This window comes from Microbacterium sp. USTB-Y (assembly GCF_023703415.1).
Lineage (GTDB): Bacteria > Actinomycetota > Actinomycetes > Actinomycetales > Microbacteriaceae > Microbacterium.
This window is the reverse complement of sequence record NZ_JAGMTU010000006.1, coordinates 217,418-235,046: the sequence shown is the minus strand read 5'-3', so window position 1 is coordinate 235,046 and position 17,629 is coordinate 217,418. Positions and strand designations below refer to the sequence as shown.

Annotated in this window: 19 protein-coding genes and 1 tRNA gene; 8 read left to right on the top strand and 12 right to left on the bottom strand. The window is 69.0% G+C overall.

Annotated features, from left to right (window positions below):
- Positions 1 to 77: 77 nt before the first annotated feature.
- From J8G10_RS16030 to J8G10_RS16020, 3 genes are all read left to right on the top strand, one after another.
- Positions 78 to 1,196, top strand: coding sequence for a tyrosine-type recombinase/integrase (locus tag J8G10_RS16030; RefSeq protein ID WP_251447152.1), 1,119 nt, complete (start codon positions 78 to 80; stop codon positions 1,194 to 1,196).
- Positions 1,186 to 1,521 carry a helix-turn-helix transcriptional regulator gene (locus J8G10_RS16025; RefSeq protein WP_251447150.1) on the top strand — a complete coding sequence of 112 codons (336 nt, stop codon included), beginning with the start codon at positions 1,186 to 1,188 and terminating at the stop codon, positions 1,519 to 1,521. The genes J8G10_RS16030 and J8G10_RS16025 overlap by 11 nt, the downstream gene beginning before the upstream one ends.
- A gap of 683 nt (positions 1,522 to 2,204) precedes the next feature.
- A complete protein-coding gene (locus J8G10_RS16020) occupies positions 2,205 to 3,476 on the top strand; it encodes a hypothetical protein (RefSeq protein ID WP_251447148.1) in 1,272 nt (423 codons plus the stop codon).
- Positions 3,477 to 3,483: 7 nt separating this feature from the next.
- Here the strand turns inward: J8G10_RS16020 and J8G10_RS16015 are convergent, their stop codons facing one another.
- The 7 genes from J8G10_RS16015 to J8G10_RS15985 all read right to left on the bottom strand — a co-directional run bounded on the left by J8G10_RS16015 (position 3,484) and on the right by J8G10_RS15985 (position 8,285).
- The gene (locus J8G10_RS16015; protein ID WP_147039248.1) at positions 3,484 to 3,795 is read right to left on the bottom strand and encodes a thioredoxin family protein; all 312 of its coding nucleotides are present in this window, start codon (positions 3,793 to 3,795) and stop codon (positions 3,484 to 3,486) included.
- Positions 3,796 to 3,806: 11 nt separating this feature from the next.
- On the bottom strand, positions 3,807 to 4,331 hold the full coding sequence (locus J8G10_RS16010) for a signal peptidase II (RefSeq protein ID WP_046748004.1): 525 nt from the start codon (positions 4,329 to 4,331) through the stop codon (positions 3,807 to 3,809).
- The gene (locus J8G10_RS16005; protein WP_147039250.1) at positions 4,328 to 4,939 is read right to left on the bottom strand and encodes a cadmium resistance transporter; all 612 of its coding nucleotides are present in this window, start codon (positions 4,937 to 4,939) and stop codon (positions 4,328 to 4,330) included. The genes J8G10_RS16010 and J8G10_RS16005 overlap by 4 nt, the downstream gene beginning before the upstream one ends.
- Positions 4,939 to 6,852 (bottom strand): cation-translocating P-type ATPase, encoded by a 1,914-nt coding sequence (locus J8G10_RS16000; RefSeq protein WP_147039251.1) that lies wholly within the window; start codon positions 6,850 to 6,852, stop codon positions 4,939 to 4,941. The genes J8G10_RS16005 and J8G10_RS16000 overlap by 1 nt, the downstream gene beginning before the upstream one ends.
- Complete coding sequence (locus tag J8G10_RS15995) at positions 6,849 to 7,208, bottom strand: helix-turn-helix transcriptional regulator (protein ID WP_251447145.1); 360 nt, start codon at positions 7,206 to 7,208, stop codon at positions 6,849 to 6,851. Before J8G10_RS15995 ends, J8G10_RS16000 begins: the two co-directional genes overlap by 4 nt.
- Positions 7,209 to 7,291: 83 nt before the next feature.
- Positions 7,292 to 7,768, bottom strand: coding sequence for a hypothetical protein (locus tag J8G10_RS15990; RefSeq protein WP_251447143.1), 477 nt, complete (start codon positions 7,766 to 7,768; stop codon positions 7,292 to 7,294).
- 67 nt (positions 7,769 to 7,835) lie between these two features.
- Positions 7,836 to 8,285 carry a MarR family winged helix-turn-helix transcriptional regulator gene (locus J8G10_RS15985; protein WP_251447140.1) on the bottom strand — a complete coding sequence of 150 codons (450 nt, stop codon included), beginning with the start codon at positions 8,283 to 8,285 and terminating at the stop codon, positions 7,836 to 7,838.
- A gap of 110 nt (positions 8,286 to 8,395) precedes the next feature.
- Between J8G10_RS15985 and J8G10_RS15980 the strand changes: the two genes are divergently transcribed.
- From J8G10_RS15980 to J8G10_RS15965, 4 genes are all read left to right on the top strand, one after another.
- On the top strand, positions 8,396 to 9,610 hold the full coding sequence (locus J8G10_RS15980) for an MFS transporter (protein WP_251447136.1): 1,215 nt from the start codon (positions 8,396 to 8,398) through the stop codon (positions 9,608 to 9,610).
- Between the two features lie 71 nt (positions 9,611 to 9,681).
- The gene (locus J8G10_RS15975) at positions 9,682 to 10,506 is read left to right on the top strand and encodes an aldo/keto reductase (protein WP_251447133.1); all 825 of its coding nucleotides are present in this window, start codon (positions 9,682 to 9,684) and stop codon (positions 10,504 to 10,506) included.
- Between the two features lie 48 nt (positions 10,507 to 10,554).
- Positions 10,555 to 10,636 (top strand) — tRNA-Leu (locus J8G10_RS15970).
- Positions 10,637 to 10,789: 153 nt separating this feature from the next.
- The gene (locus tag J8G10_RS15965; RefSeq protein ID WP_251447130.1) at positions 10,790 to 11,476 is read left to right on the top strand and encodes a VTT domain-containing protein; all 687 of its coding nucleotides are present in this window, start codon (positions 10,790 to 10,792) and stop codon (positions 11,474 to 11,476) included.
- Positions 11,477 to 11,483: 7 nt separating this feature from the next.
- Here J8G10_RS15965 and J8G10_RS15960 read toward each other — a convergent pair whose 3' ends face one another.
- Positions 11,484 to 12,314, bottom strand: coding sequence for a Ku protein (locus tag J8G10_RS15960; protein WP_251447127.1), 831 nt, complete (start codon positions 12,312 to 12,314; stop codon positions 11,484 to 11,486).
- A gap of 46 nt (positions 12,315 to 12,360) precedes the next feature.
- On the opposite strand from J8G10_RS15960, the gene ligD reads away from it, so the two are divergent.
- Positions 12,361 to 14,355: a non-homologous end-joining DNA ligase gene (ligD, locus tag J8G10_RS15955; RefSeq protein WP_251447124.1), complete on the top strand. Its 1,995-nt coding sequence runs from the start codon at positions 12,361 to 12,363 to the stop codon at positions 14,353 to 14,355.
- 28 nt (positions 14,356 to 14,383) lie between these two features.
- Here the strand turns inward: ligD and J8G10_RS15950 are convergent, their stop codons facing one another.
- The 4 genes from J8G10_RS15950 to murI all read right to left on the bottom strand — a co-directional run bounded on the left by J8G10_RS15950 (position 14,384) and on the right by murI (position 17,592).
- Complete coding sequence (locus J8G10_RS15950; protein ID WP_251447121.1) at positions 14,384 to 15,316, bottom strand: cation diffusion facilitator family transporter; 933 nt, start codon at positions 15,314 to 15,316, stop codon at positions 14,384 to 14,386.
- 112 nt (positions 15,317 to 15,428) lie between these two features.
- Positions 15,429 to 16,019 (bottom strand): RdgB/HAM1 family non-canonical purine NTP pyrophosphatase, encoded by a 591-nt coding sequence (rdgB, locus tag J8G10_RS15945; protein WP_251447119.1) that lies wholly within the window; start codon positions 16,017 to 16,019, stop codon positions 15,429 to 15,431.
- Positions 16,016 to 16,762 carry a ribonuclease PH gene (gene rph / locus J8G10_RS15940; protein ID WP_251447115.1) on the bottom strand — a complete coding sequence of 249 codons (747 nt, stop codon included), beginning with the start codon at positions 16,760 to 16,762 and terminating at the stop codon, positions 16,016 to 16,018. Before rph ends, rdgB begins: the two co-directional genes overlap by 4 nt.
- Positions 16,759 to 17,592 (bottom strand): glutamate racemase, encoded by an 834-nt coding sequence (gene murI, locus J8G10_RS15935; protein WP_251447112.1) that lies wholly within the window; start codon positions 17,590 to 17,592, stop codon positions 16,759 to 16,761. The genes rph and murI overlap by 4 nt, the downstream gene beginning before the upstream one ends.
- Positions 17,593 to 17,629 lie beyond the last annotated feature (37 nt).

Sequence of the window (17,629 nt, the reverse complement as noted above, 5' to 3'; positions counted from 1 at the left end):
CCATAACAGCGAGATCTAGCGAATACTGTGATCTGAGTTGACAAGGTGATGCACTGTCCCATACTTTGTTGCATCTAATGCAAGATTTTGGGGCCTCTCCAGCGGCGCTTCGACTGATCACTTCATCCTCGAACGTCGCACTGGCGAACCCGGAAGCGCAGGTCTTCAGCGCGATGATTGATGGTTGGCGGAACCAGCAGCTGTCGCGCGGGCTCCGTGAGCAGACGATCCGGAATCGGACGGCGACGGTGACGCGGTTCCGTGATTTCGTGGACAAACCGCCGTGGAGGTGGACGGTCGCGGATGTGGATGAGTTCACTGCTGAGTCTGGCGGTCGCACCCGGACGCTGTCGACGATGCGCGCCAACCATGGGTCTATCCGTGGGTTCTGTGACTACCTCACGAACCCGTTGTACGACTGGATGGAGATCTGCGATCGCGAGTTTGGGGAGGTCCCCTCGCAGGTGTGCTTGCCGTGGAACACGGTGGCGCACCGGTTCGAGTTCGAAGGCGATGGGAAGCGTCGCCCGTTCACGTACGACGAGATCGAGAGCCTGTTTGACACGGCCGACGCCCGCGTCGAGCTGCTCGTGAACTCCGGGCGAAAGGGTGCTCTCGGCGCGTTGCGGGATGCCCAGTTGCTGAAGACGGTCTACGCGTTTGGTCTACGCCGCACCGAGGCGGTGATGCTCGATACCGTCGACTTGCACCACAACGCCAAGATGCGCCAGTGGGGGCCCTACGGCGCGGTCCACGTGCGATGGGCGAAGGCCGCGGGCGGTGGCGCGCCACGACGTCGCACGGTGCTGCTGGTGCCGGAATTCGACTGGTGGGTCCCCGGCATGCAGCAATGGCTCGAGCAGGCAAGGGAGCGCTTCGCGCCCGGAGACGACCTCAACGCGCTCTGGGTGACCGAGCGGCGTACGCGGCTGTCCGCTGGGTATCTCGACCGGAGGTTCGCGGAGGTGCGGGACGAGGCCGGCCTGTCGAAGGATCTGACGCTGCACAGCCTCCGACATTCCTATGTCACTCACCTTCTGGAATTCGGGTATACCGATCGATTCGTCCAAGAGCAGGTCGGGCACATGCATGCCTCGACGACCTCGATCTACGCCTCCGTCAGCTCGGACTACAAGAACCGTGTGCTCGCCGAAGCGCTGAAGGCCCTCATCGAAGGAGAAGCTGATGAACGTTGAACTCGACACAGGCTGGAATCTGCGCAGCGTGATGGCCTCGCGCGGGATCTTCCAGACCTCCAAGCTGAAGCCCCTGCTCGAAGAGCGCGGCATCGACCTGTCCCGGGAGCAGGTCTATCGGCTGGTGACTCAGCCGCCACAGCGGGTGCGTCTCGACGTGTTGGCGGCGTTGTGCGATGCGCTGGAGTGCTCGCTCGACGATCTCGTGACGATCACTCGCCGGGAGGTCACGGCCCCGGTGGCGGTGGGCGAGGAGGCGACACGGGGGTCGATCGGTGATCTCCGTCCTGTTCGCGCGGCGATTCGTCGGCCGCGTACGAAGTAGCCGCGGTGGCCAAGCCTCCGCAGCTGCCGCGAGTCGCGGAAGTCGTCGCTCTCGTCCGCCCTCTCATTCCCGAAATCTCTCCCGAGCGACTCGCTGAGATCGTGCATTCGGTCGCGCCAGCACCCCTCACGCAGCGGCTTCTTGAGCTCGCGCTGATCAAGCAGCCCGGAGTCCTGGAGGGGCAGCATGCGAACGTCCCGGTGACCGTTCAGGATCTGGCCCGTGTGTTGGTCGAAGAAGGGGCAAGCCGGGTGGTGCTGCCGACGTGCGAGTCCTGCGGACGTGCGGTGAGAATGCCCCACAAGACGCCGAGCGGTGGTCGGCACTGTTCCCGATGCGAGCGGAACGCCCGGTCCGTCTCGTGCGCGTCCTGTGGCCGGGTCCGGCCCGTGCAGCGCACGATCGACGGACAGCGCTTCTGCCGTGACTGTTGGCGAGCCGACCCTCGATCGTTCGGCGACTGCTCGCGATGCGGTCAGCATGCGACCATCATCGTCCGCCGCCCGCAACTCGTCTGTCTGGCCTGTTACACCGCGCCGGTCAAGACCTGTGGTCTCTGCGGAGAACCTGGTCGCGTTGCTTCGCACCTTGACGGACGACGAGTATGCGCGCGCTGCTACTACGCGATGCGCAGACCACAACCTTGTCCCGAGTGCACGCGCAGGGTGTTCCTGACGGGCTTCATGAACGGTCAGAAGGTCTGCGCTGATTGCGCGGGCGCTCCGATCACGATGGCCTGTCCCGGATGCGGCTCGATTGAGGAGATTCGCAAACATCACCTCTGCGTCGAGTGCCGCCGGCCAGTCGCGATCCAACAGCTTCTCGCCGACGATGCGGGAGAGATCCGCGCGGACCTCCACCCCCTTGCTGACTATCTGCTCACGCACCATGGCAAAGCGGCGTCGCTTGAACGCTGGCTACACAAGAGCAAGTGCGCGATGGTGCTCCGCGAGCTCGCGGACGGGACCCTGCCACTCACCGCCGAGGCGATCATCACCCGAGCCCGCTCGGGACAGTCGGTCGCGTTCCTCCTCTCACTGCTGGTCCGTTCCGGCGTGCTGCCGGAGCTTGACGTCGAGAGCACGCGTTTCGACCACTGGCTCAACGGCTGGCTCGATGACATCGAGGATCCTGAAGACCGGCTGATACTGCGCCGCTACTGCACCTGGGAGCTCCTCCGTTCCGCTCGGACCCTGCGCAGCGCGTCCAGCCCTGCTTCCGGCTTCCTGAGGCAACGGGCTGCGCTGAAGTACTGCGCCGCGTTCCTTCGAGAGATCCGGTCGCAGCAGGAGACGTTGGCGACCTTCCCGCAGCGCCGACTTGACGCGTATCTGACCGATTCGCCGAGCCAACGCGACGCGCTGGCACCATTCACTCGCTGGCTGCGAAAGCACCGGCTGAGCACCGTTCGGGTCGAGTTCCGATCCCATCGTCTCGAAGGCCGAGACTACGCCTCCGACCACCGATGGCAAATGGCCCGCAGGTTCCTCTCCGCTGCCGACATGGACCCGAAGACCCGAGCCGCGGGCCTCCTCGTGCTGCTCTACGGGATCCAGCTGACCCGCATCGTCACGATCACACGGGCACAGGTCGATACGAACTCGCGGCCCGTAACGCTCACCGTCGGGGCCGAGCCGATCGAACTCCCTGAAATCCTCGGGAATGCGATGGTCAACCTCGTCGCCGCATCCGCGAGGCATCCCGAGGGATGGCTCTTCCCCGGTCGGAACCCTGGCAAACACCTCACCCCAGGCCCGCTGAGCCGCCGTCTTCGCGCCGAAGGCCTGCTCACCGGAAGCGCCCGCACAACAGCGCTCATCGAGCTCACCCGGCAAATGCATCCCCGGATCGTCTCGGATCTCCTCGGCATCACGACCGCGTCCGCTGCCGCATGGTCGCGTCTCGCCGGCGGTGAGTGGTCCGACTATCCGGCACTCCGTTCCACCCATGCCTGACCGAGCATCACACCTCGGAGCCTTGGCCCGATATCGCTACACGCAGCTGGTCGACGGTTGGCGACCCGGCGAGCCCCGCTGGGGTGCGGAACACCCTGCAGGCGAGCCCGACAGTGGCGTGCTCGTCAGCGAAGGGGTCCACACCGTCGACGAGCACGGTCGGGGACCCGTGGAACCCAAGTCGCACCGCGTCCTCAGCGGTCTCGACTCGCTGATGCGTGATCCGGACATCTGATCGGCCATCGACGACCTGAGCGAGCCGCTGGTCGAGCGCCTCCCAGTTGGGGCAGCCGTCGAAGTATTGCAGGGTGATCTCCATGGTTGGTCCTCTCAGTTCTCGGCGCTGCGGAGCATCAGGAGCGCTCCGGCGATCGCGGCGATGACGATGACGATGTCGGCGACGTTCCCGATGAACCAGTTGCCGTAGGCGAGGAAGTCCACGACGTGCCCCTGCGCGAATCCTGGTTGGCGGAAAAGCCGGTCGCCGGCGTGCGAGGCTGCGGCCCCGCCGAGCGCACCGATCACGATCGCCCATCCGGGGCGTCGGACTCGGAAGGCGAACACGATCGCGGTGACCGTGGCCGCGACGGCGATGAGAGCGAACACCCAGGTGGAGCCCTCGCCGAAGGAGAATGCCGCGCCGGGGTTGTAGGCGAGTTGCAGGCCGAGCAGGTCGCCGATCAGCGGGATGCGCTCGTGCTCCGACAGAGTGGCCTCGGCCCATGCCTTCGTCCCCTGATCGATGAAGACGACGACCACGGCGATCAGGAGTGCCCAGGCAGTGAGCCGCCAGCGCCCCCTCTGCGGCCGCTGTTCCGATGCCGACTCAACGTCTGCGTTCGTGTCCGGAGTCATGCGAGGACCTCGAAGAGACGGACGATGACGCCGGACTCGATCAGGATGAACAGGCCCAGGCCGATGAACACGACCGGGACGAGCCAGTGCTCGACGCGCTCGAGCGTCTCGGTGACCGCCTTGTGCGTGCCGATCAGGCGTCCGGCGGCACACCAGACGGCGACGAGGATCAGGAACACGACGATCATGATCACGACGTCGCCGGGAGTGCTGGTGCGGAAGATCGGCGTGTAGAGGGAGATGTTGTCCGCCCCGTTGGCGATCGTGATCCCCGCGACGCCCCACAGGCCTACTGCGCTGATCTTGTCGTCGTCGTCATCATCATCGTCGCCGTTGCGGCGCAGGCCGCGCACTAGGGTCCAGATGCCGATGCCGAGCGGGATGAGACCGAGGAAGCCCACCCATTCGTCCGGGACGATCGTGAGACCGAGCGCGGCGATCACGCTGATCACGACGAGGGTGATGAACCCGAGATACTGGCCAGCAATGATCTGCCACGGCCGTGGCTTCCCCCGGCTGGAGGCAAGGAACAGCACCGTGAGCACGACGATGTCGTCGATGTTGGTCGCAGCGAACAGGCCGATCGCTGAGCCGATGGTCGCGAGCATCAGCTCGCCAACCGTGGTGTGCGGGTGCGTGCGGCGCGCAGGCCGTTGAGGATCACGATGACCTCCGCGACCTCGTGGACCAGGACGACAGCCGCAAGTCCCAGCACACCGAACAGCGCCAGCGGGAGCAGTGCGGTGATGATCAGCAGCGACAGGATGATGTTCTGGTTGATGATCCGCCGGCCCCGCCGGGCGTGGTCGAACGCCCGCGGGATGAGACGCAGGTCATGGCCGGTGAAGGCCACGTCCGCGGACTCGATCGCTGCATCGGAGCCGGTCGCCCCCATCGCGATGCCGATGTCCGCGGACGCCAGGGCCGGGGCGTCGTTGATGCCGTCGCCGATCATCGCGACCGATCCCGCCTTCGACAACTCGCCGATCGCGGCCGCCTTGTCCTCGGGACGCAGCTCCGCGCGCACGTCACCGATCCCCGCCTGCGCAGCCAGCGCACGAGCAGTGCGGGCGTTGTCCCCGGTGAGCATCGTCACGCCGATACCCTGATCCGCGAGCGTGCGGACGACTTCGGGGACTTCGGGGCGCAGCTCGTCGCGGACACCGATCGCGGCGACCGCCACTCCACCGCGGTGGACGATCACGACGGTCATGCCCTGTTCCTCAAGAAGCGCGACCCGGTCGCCGAGCTCGCCGGCGTCGAGCCAGCGGGGGCTGCCGACGGTGATCGTCACGCCGTCGACGGTGCCTTCGATGCCGTGTCCGGCCTGCTCGGTCACGTCCGCGGCCGCGGGAACGCCCGGGGCGGCGGCGGTGATCGCGGAGGCGAGGGGGTGCGTGCTGTGCTGCTCCAGCGCCGCCGCCCAGGCCAGTGCCTGCGTCTCGGTCACGCCGTCCGCGGTGAGGACGGCGGTGACCGCGGGCTCGTTGCGGGTGAGGGTGCCGGTCTTGTCGACCGCGACGTGCCGGACCGTTCCGAAGCGCTCGAACACCGCGCCGGATTTGATGATCACGCCGAACTTGCTCGCCGCGCCGATCGCGGCGACGACCGTCAGCGGCACAGAGATCGCCAGCGCGCACGGAGAGGCGGCGACCAGCACGACGAGCGCGCGGGTGATCCATACCTCCGGGTCGCCCAGCAGCGACCCGATGATCGCGACGAGGGCGGCGAGGATCAGCACACCCGGGACCAGCGGCCGCGCGATCCGGTCGGCGAGACGCGCCCGCTCGCCCTTCTCGGTCTGCGCCTGCTCCACCAGCTCGACGATCGTGGTGAGCGAGTTGTCGGTGCCCGCCGCGGTCGTCTCGACCTCCAGCGCGCCGGCGCTGTTGATCGCGCCGGCCGACACCGCAGCGCCGGGCTCGACCTCAACCGGGATCGACTCTCCGGTGATCGCCGAGGTGTCCAGGCTGGAACGCCCCGCCCGGACGATCCCGTCGGTCGCGATCCGCTCACCCGGACGGACCACCATGACCTGGCCGACCGTCAGCTCTTTCGCCTGAACCTGCACGGACACCCCGTCGCGCAGCACTGTCGCCGTCTCCGGCACGAGCTTCAGCAGCGCCCGCAGTCCGCCACGGGCGCGGTCCATCGCCTTGTCCTCGAGGGCCTCTGCGATTGAGTACAGGAACGCCAGCGCCGCGGCCTCTTCGACGTAGCCGAGGATGACCGCGCCGATCGCGCTGATCGTCATCAGCAGCCCGATGCCGAGTTTGCCCTTGAACAGCTTGCGAATCGCGCCGGGCGTGAACGTCGACGCGCCCAGCAACAGGCCGGCCCAGAACAGCATGAGCGCCGGGATCTCGAGAACGGACCACTCGAAGACCAGACCTGTCAGGAACGCGACACCGGAGAAGACCGGCACCATGATCCCGCGGTCCTTCCACCAGGGCCGCTCCACCTCTTCGGGCTCATCCGCCGCAACGGCAGGCTCGTGCTCGCAGCCACACGCCGCACTCACGCGTCCGCCCCTGTACCGCAGCAGCCCGGCACCGTGCACGCTGAGTCCACGCAAGGTGCGTGCTCATCTACAGCCAGCGTCACATCCACGAGCACGACGAGCGCAGCAGCAAGATGCGGGTCAGCGATCTCGTAGCGAGTCTGGCGGCCCTCAGGCTCAGCGACCACGATCCCGCAGTCTCGCAGACAAGTGAGGTGGTTCGACACGTTCGAGCGAGTTAGGTCGAGCTCACGTGAGAGCACCGCCGGGTAGCTCGGTCCCCCGAGCAACGTCATCAGGATCCGAGAGCGCGTCGGGTCTGCCATGGCCCGGCCAAGCCGGTTCATGACGTCGAGACGCGAAGAAATAGTCAGCATGCACTGAACTATACAGCACCGGCTGATCAATCAGCGCTCCACCAACAAGCGGCACAGCTACCGATTGCTCGTGAATACGCGACTCAGCAACAATCGGTGCTACCAGTATCCGCGATCGCGACGTGCAGACGGGATCCGTCGGGGAGGGATGCGTCGACGAACGGCTGCCCGATGTCCACACGGCGCCCCGCGGTGTGCAGCATCCGTTCGACCACGTCGCGCAGCTGCGCCTCGCTCACGTCGATCGGCACGCGTTCGCTGCGCCCCGCGCGCGCGACGAACACCTGCGACGGGCCGTTCAGCCAGATCTCCTCGACCGTGTCGTCGTCGAGCAGCGGCTGCAGGGGCCCGTACCCCGCGACTCCCGCCAGGACATCGCGCACGCAGGCGTCCTCGTCATCGATCGTCGCCGTGCCGCGGGCGAGGGCCTGATCGTTGTGCCGGCGCACTTCGAACTGGGCGATCCGGCGCGCCTCGCCGGGGTGGAGGGACGGGTCCGTGCGCTCGGCGCGCAGGCGTGCACGCACCCTCTCGGTGACGGCGGCGGTGGTGAGGCTCACCCCCGCATCGTGGCAGGATCCGCGGATCCGCCTCGGAAGTTATCCACAGGCCTCCGCGGACGGAGGCTCAGCCGGCGCGGGCGACGTCGTGCAGCGCGTCGACCATCGGCAGCAGCTCCGGCTGCTCGGCGGCATCCGCGAGGACGCGCTCCAGGGTCTCGTCGTGCACGGGACGGGCGCGCTCGTACAGCTCCTGCCCGCTCGGAGTGAGCTCGGTGTAGATCCCCCGACGATCGTCGAGGCACAGGATCCGGGTCAGCAGCCCGCGATCCTCGAGACGGTTCACCAGGCGCGTGGTCGCGCTCGGGCTGAGGGCGGCGGCGCGGGCGAGCTGCTGCATGCGCATATGCCAGCCGTCCTGGCGGCTCAGCGCCTCCAGCACCGTGTACTCGACCACGGAGAGCCCCGCCTCCGCGGACAGGGCGCGCTCCAGCTCCGCCTCGATCATGGCGTGCAGAGCGGCCATCGTGCGCCACCCGCGAGCACGGATCTCGACGGCGTCATCGGCGATGCCCATGGATCCTCCAAAGTAGTTGCTTGCGCATTTTATTTGCGCGTGCAAGTATTGTCATCACCGACGCAAAAGACCGCGTCTGCAACTATCTCAACTGTACCAGGAGTCCTCCCATGCCTCTCGGCCTGATCGCCCTCGCCCTCGGCGCCTTCGGAATCGGCCTCACCGAGTTCGTCATCATGGGCCTGCTGCCCGAGGTGGCCGCCGACTTCGGCGTCACCGAGGCCGCCGCCGGCTGGCTCATCTCCGGCTACGCGCTGAGCGTCGTCGTCGGTGCGCTGTTCCTCACCGCCGCCACCACGCGCCTCCCCCGCAAGCCCGTGCTGCTCGGCCTCATCGTGCTCTTCATCATCGGCAACGCGCTCACCGCCCTCGCGCCCGGCTACGGCCTCGCCATGGTGGGCCGCATCATCGCCGCCCTCACGCACGGCGCGTTCTTCGGCATCGGATCCGTGCTCGCCGCCTCGCTCGTCCCGGCCGCGAAGAAGGCCGGTGCGATCGCGATCATGTTCACGGGCCTCACCGCGGCCAACGTGCTCGGCGTGCCCTTCGGGACGTTCCTCGGCCAGCAGCTGGGCTGGCGCGCCACGTTCTGGGCGATCGCCGTCATCGGGGTCGTGGCCTTCGCCGGGATCGCACTGCTCGTCCCCGCCACCCACGACATCCCGCCGACCCGCCTGCGCGATGAGCTCGGCGCCTTCCGGTCAGGGCAGGTGTGGCTGTCGCTCATCGTCACCGTGCTCGCATACGGAGGCATGTTCGGGGCCTTCACCTACATCGCCTACACGCTCACCGAGGTCAGCGGCTTCGCGTCGAGCATGGTGCCGTGGCTGCTGGTGTTGTTCGGCGTGGGACTGTTCCTCGGGAACTGGGCCGGCGGCAAGGCGGCAGACCGGTCGATCGACGCGACCCTCCTCGTCTTCATCGCGGCCCTCCTCCTCGTGCTCGTGGGTTTCGCGCTCGTGGCATCGAGCGGGCCGGCCACCGTCGTCGCGCTCTTCCTCATGGGCGGCTTCGGGTTCGGCACGGTCCCCGGCCTGCAGTCGCGGATCATGGGCTATGCCGCATCGGCCCCGACACTGGCTTCCGGAGCGAACATCGGGGCGTTCAACGTCGGCAACGCCCTGGGCGCCTGGGCCGGCGGTGTCGGCATCGCAGCGGGCCTCGGCTACACCTCCCCCATCTGGATCGGCGCCGGGATCACCGCGCTGGCCCTCGTCGTGATGGCCGTAGCAGCCCTGGCCGCCCGCCGCGGCGGCGCCGGCGCGCGCACCACGACGCCGGCCACCACGACCGCGACTCCGGTCCCCGCGGGCTCGGGGCGCTGATCCCGCTCCCCTTCGGCGACACCCCGCCGCCGCATCGACACTCTTCGCAAACCGACAGAAGGACGAACGACATGACCGTTCCCACCATCACGCTGAACAACGGCGTGGCCATGCCCCAGCTCGGCTTCGGGGTCTTCCAGGTCCCCGACGACGAGACCACCGCCGCCGTCGCGAGCGCCCTGCAGACCGGGTACCGCAGCATCGACACCGCGGCGATCTACGGCAACGAGCGCGGCGTCGGTCGCGCGATCGCCGAAGCCGGCATCGCGCGCGACGACCTGTTCATCACCTCGAAGGCATGGAACGCCGAGCAGGGCTACGACGCGACCCTGCGCGCCTACGACGCGAGCCTGGAGAAGCTGGGCCTGGACGCCCTCGACCTCTACCTCATCCACTGGCCCGAGCTCGGCGACGGCGACTACGCCGGCACCTGGCGCGGGCTCGAGGCGCTCTACGCCGAGGGCCGGGTGCGCGCGATCGGCGTCTCCAACTTCGAGCCGGTCCACCTCGCGCGGATCCTCGAGACCGGATCCGTCATCCCCGCCGTCAATCAGGTGGAGCTGCACCCCGCCTTCCAGAACCGCGCGGTGGTCGCGGCGGACGCCGCCGCCGGCGTGGCGACCGAGGCCTGGAGCCCGCTCGCCCAGGGCGCGGTGCTGCAGGATCCGGCCGTCACCGCGATCGCCGCCCGGCACGGCCGCACGCCGGCGCAGGTCGTGCTGCGCTGGCACCTGCAGCAGGGTCGCGTGGTGATCCCGAAGTCGGTGACGCCGAGCCGCATCGCCGAGAACTTCGACGTGTTCGGCTTCGACCTCGACCCCGCAGAGCTCGCCGCCGTCGACGCGCTCGACCGCGATGGACGCACGGGCCCGCACCCGCAGGAGTTCCACGGCTGATCGCCCGACGAAGCGAGTGGATCCGGTCTCAGTAGACTGGATCCACTCGCGGGAGTGGTGAAATTGGCAGACACGCAGGATTTAGGTTCCTGTGCCTCCGGGCGTGTGGGTTCAAGTCCCACCTTCCGCACATGAGCGCCGGGGCGGCCGCAGGCCACCCGCCGGCGCCCTTTCCGTTCCGTGCGCCGCACTCCCAGCCGGACGAGACCTGGCCGCTCTAGACTGCAGAGCAGCCGGCATCTCGGCATCACTCCAGCGACGACTCCACGGACGGGAATCACCTGTGCACCACGCCGCCCTCATCCCCTGGCTCGACCCGAACGTCATCATCAACGGCGCCGGCCCCTGGGCGCTCGCCGTGGTGCTGTTCATCATCTTCGCCGAGACCGGTCTGCTCATCGGATTCCTGCTTCCGGGTGACACGCTGCTGATCATCTCGGGTCTGCTCACCCACACGAACCACGTGTTCGGGGTGGACATCTGGGTCGTCGGCCTGCTGATCGCCCTGGCGGCCTTCCTCGGCGGCGAGGTGGGCTATCTGATCGGGCACAAGGGCGGTCCCGCCGTGTTCGAGCGCAAGGAGTCCGGCCTGTTCAGCCGGAAGAACGTCGAGCGCACGAACCACTTCTTCGAGCGCTTCGGCGGACTGACCGTGATCCTGGCGCGCTTCGTGCCTGTGGTCCGCACCTTCGCGCCGGTCGCGGCGGGAGTCGGGCACATGCCGTGGCGCAAGTACAGCCTGTACAACCTCATCGGCGCGCTGATCTGGGGCTTCGGCCTCACCTACGTCGGCTACCTCATCGCGTACATCCCCTGGATCGCCGACCTCGTCACCAAGTACATCGACGTGATCCTGCTCGGCGTCGTCGCCCTCACGCTCGCGGTCACCGTCTGGCACTACCTCAACGAGCGGCGCAAGGCGAAGAAGGAGTCCGCCGCAGGGATCCCGGCCGTCGAGCCGGAGATCTGAGCCGGGCTCAGCCCGCGTCGCGGACGCCCGCGTCGCCCTTCTCGGACGAGGCGGCGCGCGCGGCCTTCGACTTCTCGACGCTCGCCCGCAGGGCCTCCATGAGGTCGATGACCTCGCCACCCTTCTCGGCCGGCGCGAACGTCTCCTCCGTCTCGAACGCCTCCCCCTTCTCGATCTTGGCGTCGATGAGGGTGCGCAGCTCGACCTGGTACTCGTCGACGAACGCGTTCGGATCGAAGTCGCCCGAGAAGCCCTCGACGAGGCTCGCGGACAGCTCCAGCTCCTTGTCCGAGATCGTGACGTCCTCCGTGAGCGCGGGGAAGTCCGCCTCGCGCACCTCGTCGGCCCAGAGCAGCGTCTGCAGCACGAGCACGTCGCCGCGCACCCGCAGCGCCGCCAGGCGCGTCTTCTGCCGCAGCGTGAACCGCACGATCGCCGTCCGATCGGTGGCTTCGAGGGTCTTGCGCAGCAGCACATAGGCCTTGGGGGACTTCGAGTCCGGCTCCAGGTAGTACGCCTTGTCGAGCGTCAGCAGATCGACCTGGTCCGAGGGCACGAACTCCACGACGTCGATCTCGCGGCTGCGCTCGGCGGGCAGCGACTCCAGGTCCTCCTTGGTCAGGACCACGGTCTGCGTCTCGTCCTGATAAGCCCGGTCGATCTCGGAGTAGGCGACGGTCTCGCCGCAGATCTCGCACACCCGCTTGTACCGGATGCGCCCGCCGTCCGCATCGTGCACCTGGTGCAGCGCGACATCGTGGTCCTCCGTCGCCGAGTACACCTTGACCGGCACGTTGACCAGGCCGAAGGTGAGCGAGCCCTTCCAGATCGTCCTCATGGCACCAGTACACACCACGCGCACGGGGGCGGGATAGCCTGACCGCATGGCAGAGGGCCCGCAGTTCGTGCGCATCGGCGAGCGAAAGCTGCGCGTCACGAACCTCGACAAGGTCGTCTATCCCGAGACCGGCACCACCAAGGGCGAGGTCATCGACTACTACGCGCGGATCGCCCCGCTGTTGTTGCCGGTCGTCGAGGGACGCCCCGTCACGCGCAAGCGCTGGGTCGAGGGCGTCGGCACCGAGGCGGATCCGCAGGGCTCGTTCTTCGCGAAGCAGCTCGAACCGGGCGCCCCCGGGTGGATCCGCCGCCAGGAGATCCCGCACTCCGGCGGCGCCAAGGACTACCCGCTCGTCGACGAGGTCGCGACCCTCGTCTGGATGGCCCAGGTCGCCGCGATCGAGCTGCACATCCCGCAGTGGCGCTTCGCCCCCGACGGGGGCCGGGGCAATCCCGATCGGCTCGTGCTCGACCTGGATCCGGGTCCGGGCGTGACTCTGGCGCAGTGCGCGGAGGTCGCCTTCCTCGCCCGCCGGATCCTGGACGGGATGGGCATGGACGCGGTGCCCGTGACGAGCGGCAGCAAGGGCATCCACCTGTACGCACCGCTTCCCGGCGACCGCACGAGCGACGAGATCTCCGCCTTCGCGCACGCCCTGGCGCGGGCGATCGAGACCGATCGGCCCGACCTCGTCACGAGCGTCATGACCAAGACCCTGCGCGCCGGGAAGGTCTTCCTCGACTGGAGCCAGAACAACGGCAAGAAGACGACGATCGCGCCCTATTCGCTGCGCGGCCGCCCCCAGCCCTGGGTCGCGGCCCCGCGCACCTGGGAGGAGCTGCAGGATCCCGACCTCCGCCAGTTGCGGTTCGACGAGGTGCTCGAGCGGGCCGGGCGCGGGCTCGATCCGTTCGCCGCGATCACGGCCGCGGCTCCGATGCGGGCCGCAGCCTCGACCCGGGCCGCGACGCCCCATTCCGGGGCATCGGACGCCGGGGAGTCCGGCTCCGCTCTCCCCCGCAGCACGCCCCCGCGCCTCGACGCTCCCCAGGCGGAGACGCCGGACACCCCCGTCCCCGTCTACTCCCCCATGCTCGCGGAACACGGCACGCCCGGCACGGCGCGCGGGCTCGGCTGGGCCGAGATCAAGTGGGACGGGATCCGCGCGATCGGCACCTGGTCGGGGGGCCGCTTCCGGCTCAGGGCCCGCAGCGGCACCGACATCACGGACCGCTATCCCGAGCTCACCGCCGACGGCGCTCCGGGCTTCCCGGTCGGGGAGGCCGTGGTCGACGGCGAGATCGTGGCGTTCGACGCGGCGGGCCGGCCCAGCTTCCACCGCCTGCAGGATCGGATGCACCTGACCCGGGCGCGCGAGATCGAGCGCGAGGTCGTCCGCACCCCGGTGCGCTACCACCTGTTCGACCTGCTGCGCCTCGAGGGCCACGACCTGACCCGTCTGCCTTTGCGGGATCGCCGGGAGCTGCTGGAGCAGATCGCGACGGACCTCCCCGCACCGGTGATCGTGCCGCCCGTCTTCGACGATGTGGACGCCGCCCTCGCGACCAGCGCCGCGCTCGACCTCGAAGGAGTGGTGGTGAAGGATCCCGCCTCCGGGTATCTTCCCGGCGCACGCTCCCCGCGGTGGCAGAAGCTCAAGCTCACCCGCACCCAGGAGGCGGTGATCGTGGGGATCCGGCCCGGGAAGGGCGACCGCGCGGGGCGCATCGGGTCGCTGCTGCTCGCCATCCCCGAGCCCGCGCTGCCGTCGGGGCTGCGCTACGTCGGACGCGTCGGGACCGGCTTCACCGACCGGGCGCTGCACGACCTCGGCGCACGGCTGGAACCGCTCCGCTCCTCCGCGCCCGCCGTGGACGGCGTGCCGGTCGCCGACGCCTCGGACGCGCTCTGGGTGCGCCCCGAGCTCGTCGGAGAGGTGGAGTTCGCGAACTGGACCGACGACGGCGTGCTGCGGCACGCGCGATGGCGCGGACTGCGGCCCGACAAGCGCCCGGACGAGGTGGTCGTGGAGGGCTGAGACCCTGCGAAGCCCTCAGGGACCGCCCTCAGGCGTGCACGGCCTCGCAGTCGCCGGCGCTGCCGGATCCCGAGGCGTCCGGCTCGATCTGGAACGTGGAGTGCTCCACGTCGAAATGATCCGCGAGGCAGGACTGCAACTGCGCGAGCAGACCCGACGCGCCCCCGTCGGCGAATGCCGCGGGCTGCACGGACACGTGCGCGGTGAACACGGGCGCCCCGCGGGTGAGCTGCCACACGTGCACGTCATGCACGCCGGTCACACCGGGGTAGTCGAGAAGGTGCTGACGGATCTCGCTCACCGCGGTGCCCTTCGGCGCCGACTCGGCGAGCACCGAGAACACCTCGCGCAGCAGCGAGACCGCCCGCGGGATGATCATCGCGGCGATGATGAGCGAGGCGATGGCGTCGGCGGGCATCCAGCCCGTGGTGATGATGACGATCGCGGCGACGATCACCATCGCGGAGCCGATCAGATCCCCCATGACCTCCAGGTACGCGCCGCGCACGTTGATGCTCGTGCGCTGCGCGGCGCTGAGCAGCCACATCGAGACGCCGTTCGCCACGAGCCCGACGGCGGCGACGGTCAGCATGAGGGGACCGGCGACCTCGACCTCGGACGGATGCAGCAGCCGCGAGACGCCTTCGAACGCAACCCAGGCGGAGAGCAGGATGAGGATGATCGCGTTGACGAGCGCTCCGAAGACCTCGGCGCGCTGGTATCCGAAGGTGCGCCGGTCGTCGGCGGGACGGGCGGCGACCGCGCTCGCGATGAGCGCGATGACGAGGGCGGATGCGTCGGTGAACATGTGCGCCGCGTCGGCGAGCAGTGCCAGCGACCCGCTGAGGATCGCCCCGACCACCTGCACCAGCATGATCGTGCTGGTCAGCGTGAGGGAGATCGCGAGCAGGCGACGGTGACCTGCGGAGCGGATCCCGGAGGCGGGGGCGTGATCGTGCATGCCTCCAGGGTAGAGCCGGGATCCCCCGGTCGGAGGCGTTTTCGCCTAGTCGGGAATGGGGATGATTCTCACTAGCGACCGACGCGACCCTGCCGGGCCGCGACCGCCGGGTTCAGAGCTCGGCGAGCAGCGGCACGAGCGCCACGAAGGCGCGCGCGCGATGCGACTGCGCCTGCTTCTCGTCGGAGGTGAACTCCCCGACCGTGCGCTTGGGATCGGACTGCCCCTCGGGCACGAACACCGGGTCGTAGCCGAATCCGCCCTCGCCGGCGGGGGCGTGCGCGAGGCGGCCCGGCCACTCGCCGCGGACGGTCCATTCCCGCCCGTCGGGCAGGGCGAGCGCGATGACGCTGACGTAGCGGGCGGCTCGGTGCGGATCCGCGATGTCCCGGAGCTGGTCCAGGAGGAGCTCCCGGTTCGCGACGTCGTCCTTCTTCTGCCCCGCCCAGTACGCGGAGAACACCCCGGGCGATCCGCCCAGCACGTCCACCGCGATCCCCGAGTCATCGGCGAGCGCCGGGAGTCCCGTGTGCGCGGCCGCGGCGCGCGCCTTGATGAGCGCGTTCTGCTCGAAGGTCACGCCGTCCTCGACGGGCTCCGGTCCGTCGTAGCCCACGACCTCGAGATCGGGCCGGGTCGCGGCCACGATCTGGCCGAACTCGGCGACCTTGTGCGCGTTGTGCGTCGCGAGGACGATCCTCACGCCCGCTCCTCCGCGAGGGTCGCCACCTGGCGGTCGCGCAGGTCGGCGCAGCCGTTCACGCCGAGCTCGAGCAGGGCGTCGAGCTCGCGCTTGTCGAAGGGGGCGCCCTCGGCGGTTCCCTGCACCTCGACGAAGAGACCGCGTCCGGTGACGACGACGTTCATGTCGGTCTCGGCGCGCACGTCCTCGACGTAGGCCAGATCGAGCATGGGCTCGCCGTCGATGATGCCGACCGAGACCGCCGCGACGGAGTCGTGCAGCACCTGGGCCTTCTGCCCGATGAACTTCTTGCGCCGACCCCACTCGATCGCGTCGGCCAGGGCGACGTACGCCCCGGTGATCGCCGCGGTCCGGGTGCCGCCGTCGGCCTGCAGGACGTCGCAGTCGATCACGATGGTGTTCTCGCCGAGCGCCTTGGTGTCGACCACGGCGCGCAGGGCCCGGCCGATCAGGCGGGAGATCTCGTGCGTGCGTCCGCCGATGCGGCCCTTGACGCTCTCGCGGTCGTTGCGGTCGTTGGTGGCCCGCGGCAGCATCGCGTACTCGGCCGTGACCCAGCCCTTGCCCTTGCCGGTCAGCCAGCGCGGCACGCCGTTGGTGAACGACGCCGTGCACAGCACCTTGGTGTTCCCGAAGCTGATGAGGGCGGATCCCTCGGCCTGGGCGCTCCAGCCGCGCTCGATCGTGATCGGGCGGAGCTGGTCGACGGTGCGGCCATCGGCACGGACGGTGGACTCGGTCATGGGATCTCCTTGAGGTGGGGAAGGTCGATGACGCCGGTCTGCACCAGCCGGACGCCGCGCACCTCCTGGCCCATCAGGCGGTTGGCGAGGGCGGTGAAGTCGTCGGCCGAGGCGCCGGTCGCCTCGTACACGTAGCGCGGGCGGGCATCGGTCGAGGCGAGCAGGTCGCCGCGAACGAGCTGCCGGTACACGTCGCCGGCGGTCTCGTCGTCGCTGGAGACGAGCGAGACGCCCTCCCCCATGACGTAGCCGATCGCGCCGCGCAGGAACGGATAGTGCGTGCAGCCCAGCACGAGCGTGTCGACCTCCGCATCGCGCAACGGCGCCAGGTACTCCTCGGCGACCCGGAGCACCTCGGGGGTGTCCGTGATCCCCGCCTCGACGAACTCGACGAAGCGCGGGCATGCCGCCGTGAACACGGCGAGGTTCTCATTCACCTCGAGCATGTCCTGATACGCGCGGGATCCGATCGTGCCGATCGTGCCGATCACGCCGATCCGGCCGTTGCGCGTGGTCGAGATCGCCCGGCGGACGGCCGGGCCGATCACCTCGACGACGGGCACGTCGTAGCGCTCGCGGGCATCGCGCAGCATCGCCGAGGAGGCGGTGTTGCACGCGATCACGAGCATCTTCACGCCCTGGTCGACAAGGGTGTCGAGCACTTCGAGCGAGTAGCGGCGCACGTCGGCGATGGGCTTCGGCCCGTACGGCGAATGGGCCGTGTCGCCGATGTAGACGAAGGACTCCCGGGGCAGCTGCGCGCGGATCGCGCGCGCCACGGTGAGGCCGCCGACTCCGGAGTCGAAGATCCCGATCGGCGCGTCGTTCATGATGATCCAGCCTAGTCGGCGCACGCGTCCCCACGCG